At 57.8% G+C, this 21342-nt stretch carries 20 protein-coding genes; 9 read left to right on the top strand and 11 right to left on the bottom strand.

Annotated elements, in window-relative coordinates:
* Positions 1 to 66: 66 nt before the first annotated feature.
* Together DB51_RS09045 and gnd are read left to right on the top strand one after the other, a co-directional pair.
* Positions 67 to 936: a class II glutamine amidotransferase domain-containing protein gene (locus tag DB51_RS09045; RefSeq protein WP_034253353.1), complete on the top strand. Its 870-nt coding sequence runs from the start codon at positions 67 to 69 to the stop codon at positions 934 to 936.
* A 121-nt stretch (positions 937 to 1057) separates the two neighbouring features.
* Entirely contained in the window at positions 1058 to 2527 is a 1470-nt protein-coding gene (gene gnd / locus DB51_RS09040; RefSeq protein ID WP_034253351.1) for an NADP-dependent phosphogluconate dehydrogenase, read from the top strand.
* A 470-nt stretch (positions 2528 to 2997) separates the two neighbouring features.
* Here the strand turns inward: gnd and pgl are convergent, their stop codons facing one another.
* From pgl to zwf, 3 genes are all read right to left on the bottom strand, one after another.
* Positions 2998 to 3792 (bottom strand): 6-phosphogluconolactonase, encoded by a 795-nt coding sequence (pgl, locus tag DB51_RS09035; RefSeq protein WP_034253350.1) that lies wholly within the window; start codon positions 3790 to 3792, stop codon positions 2998 to 3000.
* A 104-nt stretch (positions 3793 to 3896) separates the two neighbouring features.
* Positions 3897 to 4823, bottom strand: coding sequence for a glucose-6-phosphate dehydrogenase assembly protein OpcA (locus DB51_RS09030; protein WP_034253348.1), 927 nt, complete (start codon positions 4821 to 4823; stop codon positions 3897 to 3899).
* Positions 4820 to 6355 (bottom strand): glucose-6-phosphate dehydrogenase, encoded by a 1536-nt coding sequence (zwf, locus tag DB51_RS09025; RefSeq protein WP_034254488.1) that lies wholly within the window; start codon positions 6353 to 6355, stop codon positions 4820 to 4822. Before zwf ends, DB51_RS09030 begins: the two co-directional genes overlap by 4 nt.
* A gap of 196 nt (positions 6356 to 6551) precedes the next feature.
* Between zwf and DB51_RS09020 the strand changes: the two genes are divergently transcribed.
* Entirely contained in the window at positions 6552 to 7247 is a 696-nt protein-coding gene (locus DB51_RS09020) for an HD domain-containing protein (RefSeq protein WP_034253346.1), read from the top strand.
* Positions 7248 to 7373: 126 nt separating this feature from the next.
* Here DB51_RS09020 and DB51_RS09015 read toward each other — a convergent pair whose 3' ends face one another.
* Together DB51_RS09015 and DB51_RS09010 are read right to left on the bottom strand one after the other, a co-directional pair.
* Entirely contained in the window at positions 7374 to 8009 is a 636-nt protein-coding gene (locus DB51_RS09015; RefSeq protein ID WP_034253344.1) for a TetR/AcrR family transcriptional regulator, read from the bottom strand.
* A gap of 211 nt (positions 8010 to 8220) precedes the next feature.
* Positions 8221 to 8973: a hypothetical protein gene (locus tag DB51_RS09010; RefSeq protein ID WP_238548341.1), complete on the bottom strand. Its 753-nt coding sequence runs from the start codon at positions 8971 to 8973 to the stop codon at positions 8221 to 8223.
* 133 nt (positions 8974 to 9106) lie between these two features.
* Here DB51_RS09010 and DB51_RS10245 point away from each other — a divergent pair, with 133 nt between their 5' ends.
* From DB51_RS10245 to DB51_RS09000, 3 genes are all read left to right on the top strand, one after another.
* Positions 9107 to 9253: a hypothetical protein gene (locus DB51_RS10245; protein WP_156958299.1), complete on the top strand. Its 147-nt coding sequence runs from the start codon at positions 9107 to 9109 to the stop codon at positions 9251 to 9253.
* Positions 9254 to 9614: 361 nt separating this feature from the next.
* On the top strand, positions 9615 to 10877 hold the full coding sequence (locus DB51_RS09005; protein WP_238548340.1) for a CE1758 family FMN-dependent luciferase-like monooxygenase: 1263 nt from the start codon (positions 9615 to 9617) through the stop codon (positions 10875 to 10877).
* A gap of 19 nt (positions 10878 to 10896) precedes the next feature.
* Positions 10897 to 11622 carry a CE1759 family FMN reductase gene (locus DB51_RS09000; protein WP_034253341.1) on the top strand — a complete coding sequence of 242 codons (726 nt, stop codon included), beginning with the start codon at positions 10897 to 10899 and terminating at the stop codon, positions 11620 to 11622.
* Positions 11623 to 11632: 10 nt separating this feature from the next.
* On the opposite strand, the gene DB51_RS08995 is transcribed toward DB51_RS09000, so the two are convergent.
* The 3 genes from DB51_RS08995 to DB51_RS08985 form a co-directional block, all read right to left on the bottom strand.
* Positions 11633 to 13057, bottom strand: coding sequence for an MFS transporter (locus tag DB51_RS08995; RefSeq protein WP_034253340.1), 1425 nt, complete (start codon positions 13055 to 13057; stop codon positions 11633 to 11635).
* Between the two features lie 183 nt (positions 13058 to 13240).
* Positions 13241 to 13729 carry an iron chaperone gene (locus tag DB51_RS08990; RefSeq protein ID WP_193786473.1) on the bottom strand — a complete coding sequence of 163 codons (489 nt, stop codon included), beginning with the start codon at positions 13727 to 13729 and terminating at the stop codon, positions 13241 to 13243.
* Positions 13730 to 13779: 50 nt separating this feature from the next.
* Positions 13780 to 15171 (bottom strand): Nramp family divalent metal transporter, encoded by a 1392-nt coding sequence (locus DB51_RS08985; RefSeq protein ID WP_238548339.1) that lies wholly within the window; start codon positions 15169 to 15171, stop codon positions 13780 to 13782.
* A gap of 244 nt (positions 15172 to 15415) precedes the next feature.
* Here DB51_RS08985 and DB51_RS08980 point away from each other — a divergent pair, with 244 nt between their 5' ends.
* The 3 genes from DB51_RS08980 (at position 15416) to DB51_RS08970 (ending at position 17075) form a co-directional block, all read left to right on the top strand.
* The gene (locus tag DB51_RS08980) at positions 15416 to 16117 is read left to right on the top strand and encodes a metal-dependent transcriptional regulator (RefSeq protein ID WP_034254480.1); all 702 of its coding nucleotides are present in this window, start codon (positions 15416 to 15418) and stop codon (positions 16115 to 16117) included.
* A gap of 413 nt (positions 16118 to 16530) precedes the next feature.
* Positions 16531 to 16812 (top strand): hypothetical protein, encoded by a 282-nt coding sequence (locus DB51_RS08975; protein WP_034253336.1) that lies wholly within the window; start codon positions 16531 to 16533, stop codon positions 16810 to 16812.
* Positions 16809 to 17075: a ribbon-helix-helix protein, CopG family gene (locus tag DB51_RS08970; protein ID WP_034253334.1), complete on the top strand. Its 267-nt coding sequence runs from the start codon at positions 16809 to 16811 to the stop codon at positions 17073 to 17075. Before DB51_RS08975 ends, DB51_RS08970 begins: the two co-directional genes overlap by 4 nt.
* 105 nt (positions 17076 to 17180) lie before the next feature.
* On the opposite strand, the gene DB51_RS08965 is transcribed toward DB51_RS08970, so the two are convergent.
* The 3 genes from DB51_RS08965 to DB51_RS08955 all read right to left on the bottom strand — a co-directional run bounded on the left by DB51_RS08965 (position 17181) and on the right by DB51_RS08955 (position 20983).
* Positions 17181 to 18119: a putative RNA methyltransferase gene (locus DB51_RS08965; RefSeq protein WP_034253332.1), complete on the bottom strand. Its 939-nt coding sequence runs from the start codon at positions 18117 to 18119 to the stop codon at positions 17181 to 17183.
* Between the two features lie 126 nt (positions 18120 to 18245).
* The gene (locus tag DB51_RS09850) at positions 18246 to 19544 is read right to left on the bottom strand and encodes an ATP-binding cassette domain-containing protein (protein ID WP_051867419.1); all 1299 of its coding nucleotides are present in this window, start codon (positions 19542 to 19544) and stop codon (positions 18246 to 18248) included.
* Between the two features lie 116 nt (positions 19545 to 19660).
* A complete protein-coding gene (locus DB51_RS08955) occupies positions 19661 to 20983 on the bottom strand; it encodes an ABC transporter permease (RefSeq protein ID WP_034253331.1) in 1323 nt (440 codons plus the stop codon).
* Between the last annotated feature and the right edge of the window lie 359 nt (positions 20984 to 21342).

The raw sequence follows: 21342 nt of genomic DNA, 5'->3' as shown, positions 1-21342 counted from the left end.
GAACTCTTCGCCGAGAACGTGAGATATGACGACACGGCGAAAATTGATGCGTTAGAGTGAATTGATATGTGCAGATTATTGGGGTATGCCACCAACGGCATTAATCTGAGCCTGAAGGACATCATAGGCGAGACCGATGTGGCGCAGTTCCGCTCGGTTTCCAGAATTCACAACGACGGGTGGGGAGCATCCCTGTTGTCGCAGCCTCCGGAAGGGGCGCATCGACGCGATGGCGGGGCTCCCACGCCGGAGACCGCTTCGAATGTGTACCGTTCCACGGTCGCCGCACATTTCGATCCCACCTTCGATACGATGGTCGATTGCGGCGCTCGTGGAGGCCTCTATCATCTGCGACTGGCATCATCGAATCTGCCCCTGATACTGGAGAACCAGCAGCCGTTCTTCGCCAATGGTCTCAGCTTCATCCACAATGGGGATATCAGCGATGATGAGGGCCGCAACATCGTCGACAACAGGGATTTCGACATCGACGAGGACCTGCTGCTGGAAACAGGCGGCAAGAGCGATTCGGCGATATTCTTCTCGGTGGTCTTGCAGCACGTCGCGCAGGGATTGACCCTCGCGCAGTCGGTCGCCCAGGCGGTTGCGGACCTGCGAATCTTCTATCCGAAATCCTCGTACAACTGCATGGTGCAAAGTGCGGACGAACTGGTCTGCCTCAGAGCTTCGGGACGCACCGATACCCCGCCCCGCATCGCAGATATCTACGAACGCTATGATCAGTCCGACTATGTCGCCGACTACCGGGTGATCAGGTACAGGAACATTCGTGATGAGGCCGACGGCGCGTCCGGTGTGGTTGTCGCGTCGTCCGGCTTCGAGCAGCATTCCGAGGATGGCTGGCAGGAGTTGCACAACGATCAGATGCTTGTCGCATCCAATCAGACAGGCGAATATTCCTTGCGCGAATTGTGAACGCATCGGTGCCTGTTCCGTGTGGGCAATAGACTGTTTTTGAGTATGCGTTCGTGGATGCTGCCGTTGAGGGCTTCCCAAATGCGAGTACAACGAATGTCGTCGATTGAAAGGGTATGGCATGAGTGAAGAACTAGCGAATATCGGAGTTGTGGGTCTTGCGGCCATGGGCGCGAGCCTTTCGAGAAATCTGGCGCACCACGGCAATACCGTTGCCGTATACAATCGCCACTACTCACGTACCGAGGCGCTGATTGCTGAGCATGGTTCCGAAGGTAAGTTCATTCCTGCCGAGACGGTGAAGGACTTCGTCGCTTCACTGGCGAAACCCCGCACCGCCATCATCATGGTCAAGGCCGGTGCACCCACCGATGCGGTGATCAACGAATTGGCGGATGCCATGGAACCCGGCGATATCATCGTCGATGGCGGCAATGCCTATTTCGAGGACACCATCCGACGCGAGAAGGATATTCGCGCACGGGGTCTGCACTTTGTCGGGTGCGGCATTTCCGGTGGCGAGGAGGGCGCCCTCAAGGGACCTTCGATGATGCCAGGTGGAACCGATGAGTCGTGGAAGACTCTCGGACCGATTTTGAAGAGTATCGCAGCTGTCGCCGAAGGCGAACCGTGCGTGACCCATATCGGTACCGATGGTGCCGGTCATTTCGTCAAGATGGTGCATAACGGCATCGAGTATGCGGATATGCAGGTCATCGCCGAAAGCTATGACCTCTTGCGTCGCGGACTGGCCATGGAGCCTGCGCAAATCGCCGATGTCTTCGCCGAGTGGAACAAGGGCGACCTGAATTCGTATCTCATCGAGATTACCGCCGAGGTCCTTGGGCATACCGATGAGAAGACCGGCAAGCCGTTCATCGACATCGTCGTGGATCAGGCCGGGATGAAGGGCACGGGCACCTGGACGGTGCAGACCGCATTGGCATTGGGCACCCCCGTCACGGGTATCGGTGAAGCGGTGTTCGCTCGCGGTCTGTCCTCAGAGGCGGCACTCCGCGAGGAGGCGGCTGCCAAGGGTCTGGAAGGTCCTGATCCCGAGGGTGCATTCGCAGCGAAGTTCAAGGATGAGGACGCTCGAAAGGCCTTCATCGAGGATGTTCGTCAGGCGCTCTACGCTTCAAAGATCGTGGCGTATGCGCAGGGCTTCAACGAGATCGAGAAGGGTGCCAAGCAATACGGATGGAACATTGATCTTGGCGCGGTTGCGCGCATCTGGCGTGGCGGCTGCATCATCAGGGCGAAGTTCCTGAACCGTATCTCTGACGCCTATGATTCCTCCGAGACTTTCGGTTCCCTGCTCTTCGACCCCTTCTTCAAGAAGGCTGTGGCGAATGCGCAGGAATCATGGCGACGAGTGGTCGCCAGCGCCGCAGAAGCAGGCATTCCCGTACCTATGTTCTCCAGCTCGCTCGCGTATTACGACGGTCTGCGTTCCAAGCGTCTGCCCGCCGCCCTGATTCAGGGCCAGCGCGACCTCTTCGGTGCCCACACCTATGGTCGCGTAGACACCCCCGGTGCCTTCCATACCCTGTGGGCAGAACCGGGTCAGAAAGAGATTCAGGAAAACTGAAGTTCTTTCTGACGATGACAGCGCGGTGCGCTGTCCTCAGGTTCTGCGTGAGTGGCTTCCTGCGGAGCCGCGAGCAGTGATTGCGACCCCCGCATTTGCGGGGGTCTGTTGTTGCGGGGCCAGAACCGGGTCAGAAAGAGATTCAGCAAAGCAGCTGCGAAGAATCGCTGAAAGCGATTAATCAGCGAGGTACAAACGAAACTGTCATGTGAAACGTGGTAGGCGAAGTGAGCAGCCGCAAAGGTCGAGCCGTAAATGTATAGCACACTGTGCTGTGCGTAGACTCGGTGAGTCCCCAATAAGATAACTGCACTAAAAGGATAGCTTTGAGGGAGATTTCCGGGTCAAAAGCTATCCTTTTAGTGCAGTTAACGTGTTGGGTCTTTACACGCCACCATAAGAAGAGCCATTACAAGGACATTTCGAGAAATTCTTACTCCAGAGCTGTCCTTGTGATGCAGGTATCTATTTCACAGGCCGGTATCCGAGTTGGCTTCGTCGTCCAGAAGCCACAGCGTCTCTGTGCTGCCGTTGGCGAAGGAGCTGGGCACATGCGGGTTGTTCACCGATGACAGCGCGTTATGTACGGCTTCGGCCTTTCGCGATGACGATGCGAGAACCCATACCTTGCGACTGCTGTTAATCAGCGGCACGGTCAGGCTGATTCGCAGCGGCGGCATTTTGGGGGAGTCGGACACGCCGGTCACCAATACATCGGCGTCGTCGATGCATACCTGCGGGTGGTCCGGGAACAGGGAAGCAAAATGTCCGTCAGGTCCGACGCCGAACATGGCGACGTCGAAGTGCGGGCTGGCACCTAATTCCCTGATGATTTCCTCCTGATACGTCGCGGCGGCCGCATCCAGCAGACGGATATTTTCGGAGTCCCCGGCTACGGCGATCTCATGTTCGCTGCGCTGATCCGCGGGCATCTCGTGAATGTGTGATTCTGGAAGCAGCCCTTGAGCGACAAGGGTGCCGAACCAAGCCTCGCGTGCCTGTTTGGCGTTTCTGTCGTCGTGATCCGCAGGAACGAAGCGTTCGTCGCCCCACCACAGATGCACGCAACCCCAATCAACGGCCTCGTTCAGCGGGTTGCTGGCGATGTGCCTGAGTACGGCGTTGCCATCGGTGCCGCCCGTCAGTACGATGTCGGCACGATGCTGCGAAGCGATTCTGTCTCCGATTTCTATGAGCAGACGCGAAGCTGCAGCCGTGTGCAGCGATTCAGGATTGGGGTAGGTGACGGCCAGTCGTTGTGACATATGTTCAGATTTCTCCTGATTCCTGATTCCTGATGCGGTGATTGCATGATACGAAGCGCTTCATGGTCCCGTTGCGAATCATGAAGCGCTTCGTGCCGGAGCGGTTATTCGTGATCCACAAGTCCCCAGCCGCGGGTGATGACCTCGGCATAGACCTCGTCGGGGTCAAGCCTGCGCATTTCCTCGCTCAGGCATTCCTCAAGCGTTCTCATCGGCATGGCGACGTCCTGCTGTGATTCACCGGGCTGACAGATGGTGGCCTGATCTTCATAAGGCCGTTCCATGCTGAGCTCACCGTCCTCACGCTCGAAGAAGACGCCGGTGATGGCGTTCAGATCATCTTCACGCTCGATGGTGACCGGTACATCCAGTCGGACCGCGAGCCATGCGGCCAGCAGATCCAGTGGAATGTAGTGCGATTGCCCTTTGACCCGAACCGATTTGATAGGCAGATGCGGCGGCTGGTCGAGCATCGAGGCGAGCATCGCGCGCCATACGGTCAGGCGCGTCCACGACATATCGATGTCATGGCATGACCAGTGAGCTCTCAGCGCGGTGAAGGATGCATCCGGGTTGGAGGACCGTATCGCGTCGGTGATGCGGCTTCGGGCCATACGGCCTATCGGGTCCTTTGAGGGGTCCTCCGGGGCTTTTGAAGGCCACCATGCGACCACGGGTGCGTCAGGAACCAACAGCGGAATCACCAGGGTGTCAAGGTGTCGTTTCAATCCTCCGGTGGGTTTGAGAACGACGATTTCGCCTGCGCCCGCATCCGCGCCGAAGCGCACCTGCGCATCGAGCTTTGACTGTTGGCTTGAATCCGAACCGTCGGTGACGATGGCGATGACCCGGCAGGGATGCTCGCGGCTTGCGGCATTCGCCGTTTCCATCGACTCCTCGAGCTCATCCTCGGATGTGCTGATGAGCAGGGTGAGCACGCGGCCCAGGGCTGCCTCGCCGCGCTCCTCGTGCAGCGCGTCGATTTTCCGAGAGATTTCCGATGTTGCGGTATCGGGCATTTCGACAATCATGGCATCCTCCAGTGGTATCCATCACGAGCCAGCATCTCATCGGCCTGGGCCGGGCCCCAGGTTCCTGAACGGTAGGGTTCCGGCTGTCCGAGCGTGCTCCAGAAGTCTTCGATCGGGTCAAGGATGTTCCATGACAGGTTGACTTCCTCTGTGGTCGGGAAGAGGGGAGGGTCGCCGAGCAGCACGTCGAGGATGAGTCGTTCGTATGCTTCCGGCGAGGCTTCGGTGAATGAGCGACCGTAGCTGAAGTCCATGCTCACGTCACGGACCTCCATCGCGGTACCGGGTACTTTGGCACCGAATCGTATGGTCACGCCTTCGTCCGGCTGTACACGGATAACCACTGCGTTGGCGCCGAGTTCGCGCGTCGCCGTGGTCTCGAACGGGAGGTGCGGTGCCGGTTTGAAGGCGACCGCAATCTCGGTGACCCGCTTGCCCAGACGTTTGCCCGTCCGCAGGTAGAAGGGAACTCCCGCCCATCTGCGTGTATCGACGTCGAGGCGAATCGCGGCATAGGTTTCGGTTGTGGAGTCGCGGCTGATGCCTTTTTCATCGAGGTATCCCACGACCTTGTCCGACCCCTGCCATCCGGCGGAGTATTGGCCGCGAGCGGTGTGATCCGCGAGGTTCTTGGGCAGCCGCACCGCAGAAAGCACCTTGCGCTTTTCTGCGGTCAGGTCGGCGGCGGAGAAGGATACGGGTTCCTCCATCGCGGTGAGGGCCATGAGCTGCAGCAGGTGGTTCTGAATGACGTCGCGGGCGGCGCCGATGCCGTCGTAGTATCCGGCTCTGCCGCCGATGCCGATGTCCTCGGCCATGGTGATCTGCACGTGGCTGACGTAGTTCGCGTTCCATACCGGTTCGAACATGGTGTTGGCGAAACGCAGGGCCAGGAGGTTCTGTACGGTTTCCTTGCCGAGGTAGTGGTCGATGCGGAACACGGAATCGGGTTCGAAGACTTCGGAAACCACGCGGTCCAGTTCTTTGGCGCTGGCGAGGTCATGACCGAAGGGTTTCTCGATGATGACGCGGCGCCATGCGCCTTCGGTCGAATGCGACAGGCCGGAGTCGGCGAGTTGCTTGGACACGAGGGGGAAGTCCCTTGGTGGCACGGACATGTAGAAAGCGTGGTTTCCGCGGGTGCCGCGGTCTCTGTCCAGTTCGGACACGGTGTCGGAAAGGCGGGTGAAGGCCTCGGCGTCATCGAAGGTGCCGGTGACGAAACGCAGACCGTCATGGAGATGTTCCCATGTCTTTTCATTGAAGGGCGTGCGGCAGTGGGCCTTCATGTTCTCTTTGGCGAAGTTGGCGAATTCTTCGTTGTCCCATTTTCTGCGGCCGAAGCCTATCAGGCCGAACCCCGCTGGCAGCAACCCTCGATTTGCGAGGTCGTATACGGCCGGCAATAGTTTCTTTTTCGCCAAATCTCCGGTTACTCCGAAAATCACCAGAGAACAGGGACCTGCGACGCGCGGCATGCGCAAATCCCTTGGATCGCGCAGTGGATTGGACCAGGCCGGATCCGCTTGCATGTCGGCTGCAGTGCTCCGCTGGGCGGAATATTGTTCGCTTTCCGAAGTCCCCATGTCACCCCTTTTGCTCGTTGTACGCTCCGATTCTACTGTCTATGTCGTTTCGTCCAACAGAAAAATCGCATAGAGCGAGTATGGATGTGCGCAAGATCATCCGGTCGGCACATCGTCCGCTCGTCGTCCCTATCATGTGGATATGAGTACAACGCTTCCAAGTATCGAGGAAATCACTCAACTTCATCATCGTCTGGCTCCCTCGCAGGCCGCCTTTGATGTGGTGCACAGGCACTGTGAGATAGTGGCGCGGCTGGCGCAGGATATTGCGCGGGGCAACACCACCCGAGTGCCTGACGACCCGGTGTCGTCCGAAAGCTCCGTGTCTTTCGCGCCTTTGGTCAGGAAGGGGGATGTCGATGAGGAGCTGCTCAGGGTCGGTGCGCTGCTTCATGACATCGGCACCTACCGCGTATTCGATGAATCAAGCGATGGCAGTGTTCCCGGTTCCATTCCTCGCTTCGATTCGAAGCGCTACATTCTCCATGGTCTTATCGGCTACCGCATCCTTCTGGATGAGGGATACGGTGAGGAGGTCGCCGCATTCTCCAGAAATCACACCGGCGTAGGCATCACTCGTCAGGAGGTGGTCGAGCAGCATCTGCCGTTGCCTCCGGCGGAGTATCTCCCCACTACCGTCGAACAGGAAATCGTCATGTATGCGGATAAATTCAACAGCAAGTCTCATCCTCCCGCATGTATTTCAGTGGAACGGCAGACGAGGCGTGCGGCTCGCTTCGGAGAGGGCAATCTGCTTCGGTGGCATGCGCTTGTCGCAAGGTATGGGGTGCCAGACATCGAGGCGGTTGCCCTGGAATACCATATGCCCATCAAATAGCCGTGGTTGTCGGGCCGCTGTAAGGCCCTAATACGATAACTGCACTACAAGGACAGCTTTTCGGAGAAAAAACACCACGTTGCTGTCCTTGTAGTGCAGTTATCGCCTCGCATGCAACTAAGGCGTTTAATCTGCCTTGATGGCCTGCAGAATCCAGGAGATCTGAATCTTCGCCACTTCCAGATAATCGAGTCCGTAGAACTTGGTGAGTTCGTCCTTGTTCTTGAAGGTGAAGGACATGGTTCCCAGGAAGGCGTAATAATACGACACCACGGTCTCATGCGGGTCGAGGTTGGCCTTCACGCTGCCGTCGTGAAAGTTCTCGGTGAACATCTTGATGCTCTTGCCGGGGCGCCAGTTCGAGATATTGTAGGGGCTTTCCCAGAAGTCATCGGGTTTCTGGCTTGCCGTCGCAAAGATGGTGTGGAAGAGGTCGAAGAAGATCGCGAAGCTGGCGTCTTCCTTGAAATACTCATAATTCGCCTCCGCGTATGCCTGGAGACGCTCGAAGGTGGTAGTGGTATCTTCGAGTTTCTTGTTCAGACGGAGCAGAAGACCATCCATCTTCTCGAAGAAGATGGCCCATAGGATGTCCTCTTTGCATGAGAAATAGTTGTATACCGTGGCTCGGGTGATTTCCGCGCCGTCGGCTATATCGCCGATGGTGAAACCTTCCATGCCTCGTTCCATATACAGTTTTTCGGTGATGCGGATGATTTTGTCAGCCTGCTTCTTCTGATGCTGCACGTAACCTTCGGCCATAATTCCCCCTAGATGTCTTGTCGAGACGTTCCTGCGCGCCGTGCCCCCACTGCACGGATACTTCGTTACCCAGTAGTCTACAGACTATTGTCGATTTGACCGACTTTGTACTTCCTGGTCAATGTCGGAGACATTAGCCAATATTCTTAAAATCTTACTAATGCTAAGTTTTTTGCGCTCATAGCAATATACCAACTTGGCAGACTTTGTCCTAATTGGCGAATCGTGAGGCGTAACAACGTTTCATCCATGAATCCGGCTGGAATACCTGACTATCCGTCTCATCTCCGCCGGCGGATGACCCGGCTGGGTTGAATTCGTCCGGCAAGGAACAATCGGCAATCGCCTGCAGCAATTGGCCGGTTGCCTGCGCGGGGTAGGCGTACAGGGGGGTGCACCAAGTCGGCAGGGCTTCAAGCACCAGCGCCCTCGAATCGGAGCGGAAGGCGATGTTCATGACGACGCTGTCGATGTCCAGTCGCTTCGCGCCAGCCTCCGCCAGTTGCATGGCATGCTCGATATTGTCCTCGGTGAATGCAGCCCCATCGAACACGGAGATGATGTTGCGGCTTCCGACGGGTTGATGAATGCAATAGCCTTGGGCTGCGATGGCGCGTCCGCGGTGCACCACGACCATCCATTCCTCCGCAATATCGGGTACATGCGTACTGACGAGAATGTGCGAGTCGGCGGGTGCATGCGCCAACGCCTGCTGCAATACCGGAAGGTCGCGTTGCGCGGCAGGAAAATCCGGTACCCGCCCGTTGACGAGCTGAGACCAGGGAGCGCATCCACCCGGTGCCGTACTGTCGGCGAGACCCGAATCATCGTATGACCCCCAGTTCAGCACCGCGCCGACCGTGCTTTCGACGGCAGAACGACCGAGTAGCTCCCTACCGAGTCTCGTGGGCCAGTCCTTCTGTGGAGTCAGCATACGCAGCGGCGTTAGTCCATGAGAGGACATCCTTGCGTTCTGCGCCGTCAGGAAATCGGGTGTGCACCAGAGCGCGTCGCCGCATCGCACATCATCCAGAGGCCATAAATCGATGTGACGGCTTAGACTCCACTCACACGCTCTATCACGGCTCTTGGTAGTGATGAATGCGACATGGGCCTCCGCGAAGGCGTTCCAAATCCATTCCTGGTGGCAGGAGATAGTCAATTCCGTGTTGTCTGTGGACGTCATGGAGGCAGTCATCACGCTTGCTGGCACGAACAGCAAGAAGGTCGTTGAGGCCGGATGAGGCCGCAGATGACTGCGTTCTTCAATATGCTGGACATACCCCTCCTCGGCGGAACAAGAGATTCCGATGAGTTCAGAGTAGTCCACGGCATGCCGGTTTCGGCCACACCGGATTTGAAGCGCCGAAGAACCGCAGCGGTGCCATGCCGCTTTAACCGGCAGTGTGCGTCATGCCTGCACGTACCCTTACAGCGAAGTGTGAGCTCGGTCTCTGGTAGCGCCGACCTTCGGGTGATACATTTCCCACAGTGGAAATCTTGGTGCCTGGTAAACGAACGATCCCTCCTGATGGCACCTGTCGACGCGGTCTCCGGTGCCGCCTTGACATCGAGATACCGTGACCGACAGGAAGGAACAGGACGATGGCCGAGTCGATGGAAGCGATTATTGAGGCGAATGCGCGCGCAACCCCGCCCGCACGCCCCGGGCCGATGGAATTCGGTGTCATGAGCGTTTCCGACGTCACCAAGGACCCGGTGACCGGACAGGTGCCTTCCGAAGCGGCACGTCTGAAAGACACCATGCGACAGGCCATCGGGGCCGAGCAGGCAGGCTTTGACGTGTTTGCGATAGGCGAGCACCACAATCCCCCTTTCTGGTCGTCATCCCCCACGACCTTCCTCGCCGCGGTTGCCGCGCAGACGGAACGCATCACGCTGTCGACATCGACGACCCTGATCACCACCAACGATCCCGTCAACCTTGCCGAGCAGTATGCGGTGCTGCAGCATGTGGCGGACGGTCGGGTCGATGTGATGCTCGGTCGCGGCAACACCGCGCCAGTCTATCCTTGGTTCGGCAAGGACATCAGGCAGGGATTGGCGCTGGCCCTGGAGAATTACAACCTGTTGCATCGTCTCTGGCATGAGGACGTCGTCGACTGGTCCGGCCAGTTTAGGACCGCCTTGCAGGGGTTCACGTCGATTCCTCGACCGTTGGACGACGTTCCTCCATTCGTGTGGCATGGTTCGATAAGGACTCCGGAAATAGCGGAGCAGGCCGCCTATTACGGGAACGGTTTCTTCGCCAACGGGATTTTCTGGCCTGTCGATCACTTCCGCAGGCTCGTGGCCTTGTACCGCAGCCGTTTCGTCCATTGGGGTCATGGCACTGCTGCTCAGGCTGTGGTAGGGCTCGGGGCGCAGGTGTTCATCGACCGGCGCTCGCAGGATGCTCTCGAGACCTTCCGTCCGTATTTCGACCATTCGCCGGTGTATCGCGGTGGCCCGAGCCTGGAGACGATGGTCGAGCAGACCCCGCTGATGGTCGGCTCGCCGCAGCAGGTCGTGGACCGGGTGCTCGCCCAGCATGAAGTGTATGGGGATTACGCCCGTCAGATGTTTCTGGTCGATCACGGTGGATTGCCCGCCGAGCTTGTGCAGCGGCAAATCGACATGCTGGGGGAGTATGTGCTCCCGGAGTTGCGCAAGGAGATCGCCGCGGTGCGTGATCCCGGTGCCGTCGCCACGCCCTCGCACGCCGACATGATGCTGGCGAAATATGGCGACGGACCGGCAAGGCAGCCGAAACCCAAGGAAAACCGCGGTGACAATGTGACGGGCACGAGTCCGTACACGGATTCCGATCCCGCTCAACGCGTTGAGTTGCCTAGGATATTTGAGTAGTTAGGACGAAGGAAGTTTCATGAACGGCACAAAGAGCAGCAGACGACATATCACCGTGGTGAGTGCAGGGGTCGGCGAACCATCCACCACCACCAAACTTGCGGAAGGCATCGCGGAGAAAACCGCGCAGCAGCTTCAGCATGATGGTCATGCGGCACAGGTGAATGTCATCGAACTCAAAAACCTGGCGAAGGATATCGCCATCGCCTCGGTCAGTTGGCGGATATCCCCCGAATTGCAGGCTGCGTTGGATATCGTCGTCAACAGCGATGCCTTGGTTGCGGCAAGCCCGGTGTTCAAAGCCACATATTCAGGTCTGTTCAAGAGCTTCTGGGACATAGCCGCGCAGGATGCCCTGCTGGGAATGCCCGTAGCTGTGGTCGCCACTGCCGGGAGCGAGCGTCATGCCCTGGTTCCCGATACCTCTATGCGTTCACTGTTCGCGTTCATGCGTGCCATCGTCGTGCCGACCGGCGTGATGGCGGCCACTGTGGATTGGGGTTCGGACGGTCTGCTCAGCCGACAGACTCGCGTGGCCGCCGAACTCGCCAGCATGGTCACCGCAGAAGTCAGGAAGAGCATGCTGGCTGCCGTGGGTGACAGGTATACCAGAAGCGCGGTGGACCTGAATGTGGAACCGGAGCGTGATGACAGCGATACCGCCAGCGCCGACTCCGGTGTCCCGAACGCTCCGTCATTGGATTTCGACAGCGAGCTGATGAAGCTCGCCGCCGGAGGGCGTTGAACGACTCGGTTCAGAGTCGGACCTCCACGCCCTCCAGGGTGTTCTCCTTCGGTTTCCTGGAGATACGTGCAGCAATGATGGCGCATGCCAGGCCGCAGGCGGCAAGAACGGATAACAGCAGAAAATCGCTCTGACCGCCGACCAGCACGGCCTGCGTGGTATTCGGATTGCGTGATTGCTCGTGAGTGATGACCGCGGAGAGTGCAGCTGTTCCGAATGACCCGGCGAATTGCTGGAGCGTGTTGAAAAGAGCGTTGATGTCGCCCTTCTCCTTGGCTGCTACATGCTTCGCCGCGTCGGACATCGTGTTGCCGAAACTGAAGTTGAACCCGAATCGCAGGAAGGCATACAGGCACATCAGACTGACGGCGGTCAGCGAATGCGTGAACCACCAGAGCAGCAGCGATCCGAGCAGCATCGATGCATTGCCGAGAATCAAGGGGAGCGTGGCGCCTCTGCGGTCATAGATACGGCCGGCGATGGGGGATACGAAGGAGCCGATGAGTGAGCCGGGGAGCACGATCAGACCTGCACTGAGAGCGTCCATATGCAGGGCGTTCTGTACGAATATCGGAATCAGGAACGACATGCCGATATTCGTGAATTGAAGCAGGAAGAAGTTGCCCGCACGCAAGCCGAGGAAGGGTCGCTTGAGCAGTCTGAAATCCAGTATCCGTCTGCTGCCGTGGCCCATATGCCTGATGAAGAGGGCGATGCCCAGAACGGATATGCCGAGTGCAATCCACAGGCCGGGATCGTTCAGGCTTGGAGAGCCGAGTCTGTTGCAGCTTTCAATGAGGGCGACCATCACCACGGCCAGGGTGACGAAACCGTAGAAGTCGAATTTCTTGCCCAATGCACGAATCGGCAGGTCAATGGTGACCATGCCCAGAATCAGAGAGCCAAGAACTATCGGCAGTATGCACCAGAAAATCATCCTCCAAGACAGCAGATGGGTGAGCATGCCGCCATATGTCGGGCCGAGTGCCGGGGCGAATGAGGTGACCATGCTGGCGATGCCTACATAGGTGCCGAGCTGACGAAGGGGGACGGTCTCGAACACGATGTGAAACATCAGCGGGGTCGAGATACCTGTTGCCACGGCCTGCAGCAGACGGCCTATCATCAAGGGCACGAAGGACGGTGCTATTGCGCAGATCAGACTACCTGCGATGCACACGATGGCTGCGAGGATGAACAAGGTCCTGGGGTTGAAACGTTGAATAAGATACGAGGTCAGACTCATGACGATAGTCACCGTCAGAAGGTATCCGGAGGTGAGCCACTGAATCGTGCTCAGGGGCTTGCCCAACTCGGTGATCAGTGTCGGGAAGGCCACCGTCAGGGAGGTCTCGGTCAATATCCCGATGAACGTCAATGCGCCCACTGAAAGAATCGCCAATTTGGTGCGTCCTGACACGGTTTCTGTGCTCATGAATTATCGTCACTTCCTTCTCGTTCCCCATACGGCATGCTTCGACCGAGGCTCGTACGTAGACAGAGCCTCATGCGTTGGTGCGGGGCCTTCTGGTATTGCTGAACCTGCCGGTTTCGCCTGGGACAGCTCCGCCCGTATCGGTGTATTTTCCGTACGCGCAACGTGTGTTCCAGCGGAGACTTATCGCTCCGGGCTCTCCTCATCTAGGGGGAGTTCACGAACCGCGTTGGCGATTGTACGCCGAATCAGCGATTCCGTGTGGGAGTCGATGTCGGTGATTGCATAGGCGACCGGCCATGAAGCGCCGTCATCCAATCCGGCGCTGTCCTCAAATCCCAACGTTGCGTAGCGCATATGGAACTTCCCGGCGGGAAGCACGTGCATCAGCACTTTTCCGTTCCTGGTGAACGCGGGCATGCCGTACCAGAGTCTGGTTTTCAAATCGGGTGCGACCTCGGCGACGATGCGCGATACCGCCTGACAGATCGCTTTGTCGCTGTCGCTCATTTTGGCGATGGAATCGAGAACATCATTGGCCTCGATGGCCTCTCGCTCCTGCTTGCTGAGACGTTTTTTGCTCAGACGCAGTTCCCGAGCGCGGTCCTTGACCGCCTGGCGTTCTTCCGCGCTCAGCCCCGAGGTCTTGCCGTCGTTATCTGCAGTGGCCATGATGTTCCCCCGATGCCCGTGCTGCGAATCGGGTAGCGCATCGCAGCTGATTACCTCAAGTATTGCAGCAGCTGGCCTACATCCTGGACCAGAAGCTGAATATTCAGCCCTGTAAGAAGTATCACGACGAACCACGCGATGACGGCAAGCCACCAGGGGTTGGCGTATTCCTTGCCCATGATTTTCTTTGAGGAGGTGAACCAGACCAATGGCACCATGGAGATGGGCAGGGCGATGCAGAGGAACACCTGTGAATAGACCAGCAGGTTATCCAGCGAGGACTCCTTGCCGCCGAATACCATCGTGCAAATCAGCACGGGAATGATGGATATGACGCGTGTGACCAGACGACGCAGCCACATCGGAATCCGCATGCGGATGAAGCCTTCCATGACGATCTGGCCGGTCAACGTGCCGGTGATCGTCGAATTCTGCCCGGAGGCGAGAAGAGCCACCGCGAACAGGGTGCTCAATGCTCCACTGGCCACAGGACCGGCGATTGACTGGTCGCCCAGTGCATTGTAGAGGGATGTGAAGGTGTCGAGACCGTCACCGTGACCGAAGAACAGCGCCGCTCCAAGAACGAGCAGCAGGCAATTCACCAGGAAGGCTGCGGTCAGCTGAATGTTTGAATCCCAGGTCGCGAAGCGCAGTGCGTGTCGTACCTGAGAATCGTCCGTTCGGTCGAATTTTCGTGTCTGCACAATCGAGGAATGCAGATACAGATTGTGAGGCATGACGGTCGCACCCACGATGCCGAGTGCCATGGTGAGCTGACCGTTGCCGAAAATCTGCGCGTCCGGGATGAAGCCCTTCATCACGCCTGCCATATCCGGTTGAGCGAGCGTGACCTCATAGATGAACACCGCCATGATGACCAGAATCAACGAAACCACAATAGCTTCGATGCGACGGAATCCCACCTGCATCAGAAGCAGCAGAATAAGCACGTCGAAAACCGTCAGTGCCACGCCCAATACCAGCGGAATGCCGAACAGCAGATTCAATGCTATGGCCCCGCCGATGACCTCCGCCACGTCGGTGGCCATGACCGCGAGCTCGGTGCATATCCATAAAGTGATGCCGAGTTTGCGTCCGGTGTGCTTTCTGGTGGCCTGTGCCAGGTCAAGCCCTGTGACGATGCCGAGTTTGGCGGACATGTACTGCAACATCATGGCGATGAGGCTGGAAAGCAGAATAACCGACATCAGCAGGTAGCCGTACTGGGCGCCTCCGCCTATCGAGGTTATCCAGTTGCCCGGATCCATGTAGCCCACTGCGACCAGAGCGCCCGGGCCGGAAAAGGCCAGAAGGCTTTTCCAGAAGCCCGAGGATTGCTTGGGTATGCTGATGGAGCTGTTGATCTCCTCCAATGACAGACCATTGGCGGTTTCCACCAGGCCATGGCTCCGGGACGCCAACCCCTCACTCGTATCTGACACTGCCCTTGCCTTCTCTTCCGTAATTCACCAGTGTTAATTCACCAGTGGTAAGTTCCCGGTGCTCATTCCCCGATGCTTGTGCATCCATAAACTTTGAGCCCTCGAACATTTAACTTGTACGCATAGAATTATAGAGGGCTTCATGTTACAAGTCACGGGAAAGTTGTTGCGAGTCGCCGATTTCGCCACTGAAGGCATGTGGTATGCCTCACATCGGTACCGTGGACTGAATACACTGGAGTCTATGACTTTTCAAAGCCTCTCCTCCAATTCCCAGGACTATCTCAAGGTGATCTGGGATTTACAGGAATGGACGCATGAGCCCATCCAGCCGGCCGCGATAGCCAAGCGAACCGGAATGAAGCCTTCCACGGTTTCCGGAGCCTTGGGAAGGCTTGTCAGCAGCGGGCTGGTGCAGCATGCACCATACGGTGCGGTGACATTGACGGATCGTGGCGAACGTTATGCGCTGAAAATGGTGCGTCGCCATCGCTTGCTGGAGCTGTTTCTGGTCGACGCGCTGGGGTATCGCTGGGATGAGGTTCATGACGAGGCGGATTCCCTGGAGCATGCCGTTTCGGACATGATGATCACCCGCATCGACGCGGCTCTGGGCCATCCGAGCAAGGACCCGCATGGAGACCCGATTCCAAGTGAGGCGGGGGATATTCCGGAGGTGTCGAGTGGCCTGCTGTCGGAAGCGACACCGGGGTCGATCGTCCGTATAGAACGGGTCAATGACGAGGACCCCGAGTTGCTCAGATATCTGGAAGACGAAGGCTTCGGCATCGGTAAGGAAGTGCGCATCAAGTCCCTAGCCAGATATGCCGATTCAGTGAGTTTCTCATTGGTCGGAGGGCTTGAGGAAAGCGCCCCCATCGCACTTGGACTCCAGGCCGCAAGGCAGATTCGCGTGGTCCCCGTCGCTCAGCAGGCCTCTAGGTAATCGTCGTGCGCAGTTGCTCATGGACTTATAGATGTGTGATGTCGTGATAAGTGTTCCGCTTGGGAGCGCAGGTGCTACATGAGGGCAATGGTATTTTTTCAAGTGTGCGTGCCACTTTGAGATGATAACTGCATCAAAAGGGCAGCAACGCGGTAAGAATTCTCGGGAAAGCCGTCCTTTTGATGCAGTTATCGTATTCGGTGTCCTCTCCATGCCAAAAGGCGAAGAGCCGTAATGCACGGAGGTACACCAGTGACGTGTTCTGTAGCTGTGTATTCGATTTTTCTGCCGTGTGGCACGGATGAGCCAACTCATTGACAAGTGAGTGCTTAATCCAGAGTGCGAGGTGGTTAACCTGGGGCTCAATTATGTAATATATATATGTATTACAATATTATGTGTGGGAGGGTTCCGTGCAAGATGAGAACGAAGTGATAGTGCATCCGCGGATACATGACCGGCACAACGAGATTGAGGATGCGGATGTGCTGTCTGCTTGGAGGTCGGCTTTGCTCTCCGCCTCTAGGGCGGACGGCACTGGTACCTGGATCACGGTGGGGGTAGACGGCCGTGGTCGACTCCTCGAGATGATGTCCGTCCGCAACAACGATGGGCAGTGGCTCATCTACCATGCGATGACGCCACCGTCGAGGAAGACCATGAACGAATTGAACTCTGCAGGGAGGAAATCATGAGACGTGAAGAAATTAACAAGTTGTTTGGTGTGACTGACCAGCAGCTTGAAGCTATGGCCGAAGAATACGAGAATGGCACCTGGAAGGGGCGCGTCGGTCCCGTCGCGCCGGGAAGGCCGAAAGTATTCAACGAGGAACTGGAAACCATTTCCTTCCGGATTCCCAAGTCGCGTGTGCAAGAGATCGATAATAGAGCGAAAGCTTGTGGTGAGTCACGCTCACAGTTTCTGCGTCGCGCCATTGACCAGGCGTTGCCAGTCTGACAGCTGGCTGGGTCCCAACACGACTGGGTCCTAACTACCTGTGACGGTGTTCAGAGGGTAGCTCGAAAAGCCGTGAAGTCATAACGTCATAACGGCTTCCGCAGCCTACATCGCACTGGCCACGATGACATCGGCTTCGATGGTGATGCGGTCGAGCTCGCTCAGTTCAAGCGCCTGCTGATCGATATGAAACATCACCGGCGTCATCGCCATGAAATCTCTGAGCAGGGCATCATCGACTGCTGTCGTTGCGCTCACCCGAGTGGTATTCAGTATGCGCATATGCGCGCTGATGCCCTGCAGCACATCGTCGTTCGAATACCGGAGCTCCTTGCGCAGCCCGGCATCGACGATGGTCTTGCGTAGCTCCGCGACATGGTGAGGGCCGGGGACGATTTTCACCAGCGTGCCGCCCGGACGCAGAATACGGGTGAATTCGGCGTAGTTCGCGGGGGAAAAGACGTTGGTGATACAGTCCACGCTGCCGTCGCGCAGCGGTATGTTCGCAAGGTCGGCAGCCAGCCATTCGACATCGCCGCCACCACGGGAAGCGAGAGCGACAGCCTCGCGTGAGATATCGAAGGCTATGAGGTCGGTGCTGTTCAGGGTCTGCTTCGAAGGTACGGATGCGAGCCGTGCCTCAAGTCTCCGCATGTAGTGGCCTTCTCCGCACCCGGCGTCGACGACTCTCGGGGCATCGAATGAATTGGCGGACTCGGGGAGAAGCGACCGTGTCTGAGGTGCGGTTGCGGGGGAATTCTCCACGCTGTCGCAGCACGCTCTGATGACATGGTCATACATGCCTGCAGAGAATACGGCTGAACGATGCTCGAAGAACGATCGGTCGTACAGATCGCTCTCGTTGTTGCCGCCGCGCAGCATGGAGACGAAACCCTTGGAAGATATGTCGAAGGTATGGCGATTTGCGCAGCGCAGACTCGAGCGATCGAGCGTCAGCGCTTCATGGCATAGCGGGCACCGGTAGAGTGCCGGGTCATGGTTGAACTTAGCGATGCCGTGTCTCACCGGTGTCCCGCTTTCCATATCAGTCGCGCGCTGCGGATGGGTGCTGTATCGAGCAAAGTCCCGGTATTCCCGCAAGTCGGGACGTTGCTGCGGCTGCTCCCCACGAAGTTGTCCGGTGCTCGACGCGCCGCATTCCCCGCGAGGCTAGGCCTCGTATATTGTCTCACCATATTGGGCGACGTCATCCTGTGAAGTCAGCACGACGACGCAACGATCCTGTTCCTGTGCAAGCGAGGTCAACAGCTTCATCACAGTGACCGCATCCTGATGTTCAAGGCCGCCGCTCGGCTCGTCCAATATGAGTACCGTGGCATCGCAGCACAGTGTTCTGGCTATTTCAGCGCGTCTTCTGTCGAGTGCCGCCAATGAGCGCACCGGCTCGTTGATGCGTGCTTCGGGGAAGTCGACGCGGGCAAGCCAACCCTTGGCGATCACCGGTATTGGTTTGAGGAAGTTCCGACCCGAAGCCTCCATCGTGAGTACGAGATTCTCCAACGCGCTCAGCTCGTCCCGTGAAGCAAAGCGTTGCAGCATCACTCCCACGAGATGCCCCCGATATTCCGAAGCCTCCATCTCCGAGAGATTCTTGCCCCTGAACTCAACCGAGCCGGAGGTGGGAAGGACCAGGCCGCTGAGCAGACCTGCGACCGCCATACGAGCGTCGTCGGCGTCGGTCAGCACCGTCTGCAGACTTCCACCGTAAAATGGCCAGTCCACATCGTCCAGAATGGCAAAGCCGCTCTTTTGGGGAAAATAGGTGACCTTGTTCAATGACAGAACGGGGTATTGGTCTATCCGCAGCGTGCTTCTGCGATGAATCTCCGCATTGATGCGTGACGAGACCTTCATCAGGGGGTCGGAAGACGATTCTTCGGGAACATCGACATCCTTCGAATTCTTCAGCGATGCTGCTGCGGGGGAGTCTTCGGCCTGTGATGCGAGTTGCGCTGAATCCGAAGAGAGGATGTCGTCGGAGGACTTCGCATCGTCTGCTCGGCGTGCAGTGCCGGGATGGGATGGAGCTGGATGCGTTTGCGAGTCTCCAGGCTCCGCCTCGTTGTCCGGGTCTGTCCCGACGGTCAGCGGTCTGTCCTGCACCTGTTCCGAGCCTTCATCCGGGTTCGCCGACGCCGGATCCGGCACGGTACCGTCATCTGCAGGATCATCATCTTCGAAGACGATGGTGAAACTCACGGAAGGTGCATCCTCCTTCTGCGAGGACTCATCGGACAACTTCTCATCGGACGGCTCCTTGTCAGCCGACTGCGTCTGCTCGGACAACTCCGAATCGCCTTGCCCATCGGACGAGGACGCTGAATCGGGATTCCGGCTTTCGGCTGCCGGCGCTTCGGTGGATTCGGTCTGTATGGAGGGTTTTCCCTGTTCCGTAGGAGGCTCCTGCGTCGACGATTCCTGAAGCTCATCCTTCGTGTGATCGGTCATGACGGAATCCTTCCCTGTTGTGGGCTCGCTGTGCTGTGGTGAAGGTCTATCTGTCCGCGCGTCGGTTGTCGATGACGGGAGGTCCTCATGGATACCATCTTCTGATTGGCGATTCTTCATGCCGTGGCCTCCTCGCGCTTCATCAGCAACGTGCGCTTTCTGAACACGGTGATTCGTGCTATCGCGGCCACGATGCACACTCCGCAAAGCCCTAGCGCCGCAAGTGTCAGGGTTTTCCACACGCTGCCATCGGCGGTCGCCCGAACGATCTCATGTGCCGGAATCCAGCGTGAGACGAGCAGATTGAGTGCGTAGCCTCCACCAAGACCGACGGCCAGGCTCGGTATCACGATAATCAGCATTTCCACGATAAAGCGCCATGAAATCCTGACCTTGCCGAGTCCGACGGTCATGAGCATGCCGATCTCCTGTTGGCGGTGGCGAAGGGTGAGAACGCCGCATGCCAGAAGAACAAGGCAGCCGAGGGCCGACAGCCCGATAAGCCCGTACCTCGTCCACGAGGCGAGCTCGCTCAGCGGGGCCACGGCGGCATCGTAGGCCTTGAGACTCGAGGAGACCACATCGTAATTCTTGCTCAGGCCCGCCTTGCGAATGTTCTTCGTGAAGGTATTGAAGTCTTTCGGCGTGCTGAAACCGAATACCATATTCAGCTCATGCCCGGCGGTGCCTGGTGCGGTTTCGCTATCCAGGCCCATGCTCATGAAGGTGTAGTAACTGGTGTAGATGGCGTTCTCAGGATTCGCCGCGTCAGCCGAGGATGATGCTTTCGTTTCGGTGTTCTTGTAGATTCCCGAGATCTTCAGGGCATGTGTGGTCGTCGGTGTCTTGACATCGGCCACGGTGATGGTGTCGCCGACTTTGAGACCGTTCTTCGTGGCCAACGCCTGAGACACGAGTACCGTATTGCCGGCCGAAGTCTCCGAATAGTTGACGGCCTTTCCGGATACGATCGTGAATGCGCCGTTCGCCGCGTCCTTTGCGGAGGCTGGGGAGGAGAAGCCCACCACGGAAAGCGTCCCGCGACCGTCTGCGGCCTTGCCGTCTGTGGATGTTCCTGAGTTGCCGCTGACGACCTTGAAGTCTCCGGTGCCTGCCACGTCGGCGGATTCGTTGTAATCCGCGCTGAACTGCACGCCTGCGGCCTGCGCGTAAGTGATGTAGTCCTCCCAGCCCAAGGCGTATTTGGACCAGTCGACGGTCTTTCCGGCGTTCTCTTTCTTGACGTTCTCGCGGTTCACCTTCAACACCGCCGTGACATCCTGGGAGTCGTAGCTGGTGGTCGTCGCCGTGTTCTCCGCTTTGAGAATGGACAGACCGGTCAGCGATGCCATGGAAACGATGACGATGGTCAATGCGGCGAGTGTGCTGCGCCCCCGATGATGGCTTATCGTTGCCCAAGCTTCTTTCAGAACGAACATACCGTGTCTTCTCCATTGTCCGTGCGCCTCGCACCACATGCATCCGTATGTGTCGCAATGACCGCTCTTGACCGGCCGCCATCCCGAATCGCTTTGGGGCAACGCCGACCACTATCGTCTCACCTTTGACTATGAGGGTGTCAAGTGTGAGTTTTCTTGTCTGCTGCTTCAATAATGATGCTAGCAAGCTGAACATTGCCTGATTGCCACATCTGAAAGGGCCCGCCGGAACTCTTGCCCGCCACGAAGCTCGATGATGCGCTCTGTGGCTCGGGTAAATACAGGGCAGGGCCCACGTCCGGGACGTGGGCCCTGCCGGTTGCGCACATCATGGGTTCACGGTGTGCGGCTGCATGCAA

Origin of the sequence: Bifidobacterium crudilactis, assembly GCF_000738005.1 — a bacterium.
Lineage (GTDB): Bacteria > Actinomycetota > Actinomycetes > Actinomycetales > Bifidobacteriaceae > Bombiscardovia > Bombiscardovia crudilactis.
Note: the sequence above shows the minus strand (reverse complement) of the source record. Positions and strands in the feature narration are given on the sequence as shown.

What these genes read in the sequence shown, in the direction of transcription:
- DB51_RS09045 (WP_034253353.1), top strand. Translation starts at nt 67, where the DNA reads ATGTGCAGATTATTGGGGTATGCCACCAACGGCATTAATCTGAGCCTG.
- zwf (WP_034254488.1), bottom strand. Translation starts at nt 6,355, where the DNA reads ATGCAAGCGGATCCGGCCTGGTCCAATCCACTGCGCGATCCAAGGGAT.
- DB51_RS09850 (WP_051867419.1), bottom strand. Translation starts at nt 19,544, where the DNA reads ATGACCGATCACACGAAGGATGAGCTTCAGGAATCGTCGACGCAGGAG.
- DB51_RS09015 (WP_034253344.1), bottom strand. Translation starts at nt 8,009, where the DNA reads ATGGCCGAAGGTTACGTGCAGCATCAGAAGAAGCAGGCTGACAAAATC.
- DB51_RS08995 (WP_034253340.1), bottom strand. Translation starts at nt 13,057, where the DNA reads ATGAGCACAGAAACCGTGTCAGGACGCACCAAATTGGCGATTCTTTCA.
- DB51_RS09005 (WP_238548340.1), top strand. Translation starts at nt 9,615, where the DNA reads ATGGCCGAGTCGATGGAAGCGATTATTGAGGCGAATGCGCGCGCAACC.
- DB51_RS08965 (WP_034253332.1), bottom strand. Translation starts at nt 18,119, where the DNA reads ATGGAAAGCGGGACACCGGTGAGACACGGCATCGCTAAGTTCAACCAT.
- pgl (WP_034253350.1), bottom strand. Translation starts at nt 3,792, where the DNA reads ATGTCACAACGACTGGCCGTCACCTACCCCAATCCTGAATCGCTGCAC.
- DB51_RS09000 (WP_034253341.1), top strand. Translation starts at nt 10,897, where the DNA reads ATGAACGGCACAAAGAGCAGCAGACGACATATCACCGTGGTGAGTGCA.
- gnd (WP_034253351.1), top strand. Translation starts at nt 1,058, where the DNA reads ATGAGTGAAGAACTAGCGAATATCGGAGTTGTGGGTCTTGCGGCCATG.
- DB51_RS09010 (WP_238548341.1), bottom strand. Translation starts at nt 8,973, where the DNA reads ATGTCCTCTCATGGACTAACGCCGCTGCGTATGCTGACTCCACAGAAG.
- DB51_RS09030 (WP_034253348.1), bottom strand. Translation starts at nt 4,823, where the DNA reads ATGATTGTCGAAATGCCCGATACCGCAACATCGGAAATCTCTCGGAAA.
- DB51_RS10245 (WP_156958299.1), top strand. Translation starts at nt 9,107, where the DNA reads ATGAATGCGACATGGGCCTCCGCGAAGGCGTTCCAAATCCATTCCTGG.
- DB51_RS08955 (WP_034253331.1), bottom strand. Translation starts at nt 20,983, where the DNA reads ATGTTCGTTCTGAAAGAAGCTTGGGCAACGATAAGCCATCATCGGGGG.
- DB51_RS09020 (WP_034253346.1), top strand. Translation starts at nt 6,552, where the DNA reads ATGAGTACAACGCTTCCAAGTATCGAGGAAATCACTCAACTTCATCAT.
- DB51_RS08990 (WP_193786473.1), bottom strand. Translation starts at nt 13,729, where the DNA reads ATGGCCACTGCAGATAACGACGGCAAGACCTCGGGGCTGAGCGCGGAA.
- DB51_RS08970 (WP_034253334.1), top strand. Translation starts at nt 16,809, where the DNA reads ATGAGACGTGAAGAAATTAACAAGTTGTTTGGTGTGACTGACCAGCAG.
- DB51_RS08980 (WP_034254480.1), top strand. Translation starts at nt 15,416, where the DNA reads ATGACTTTTCAAAGCCTCTCCTCCAATTCCCAGGACTATCTCAAGGTG.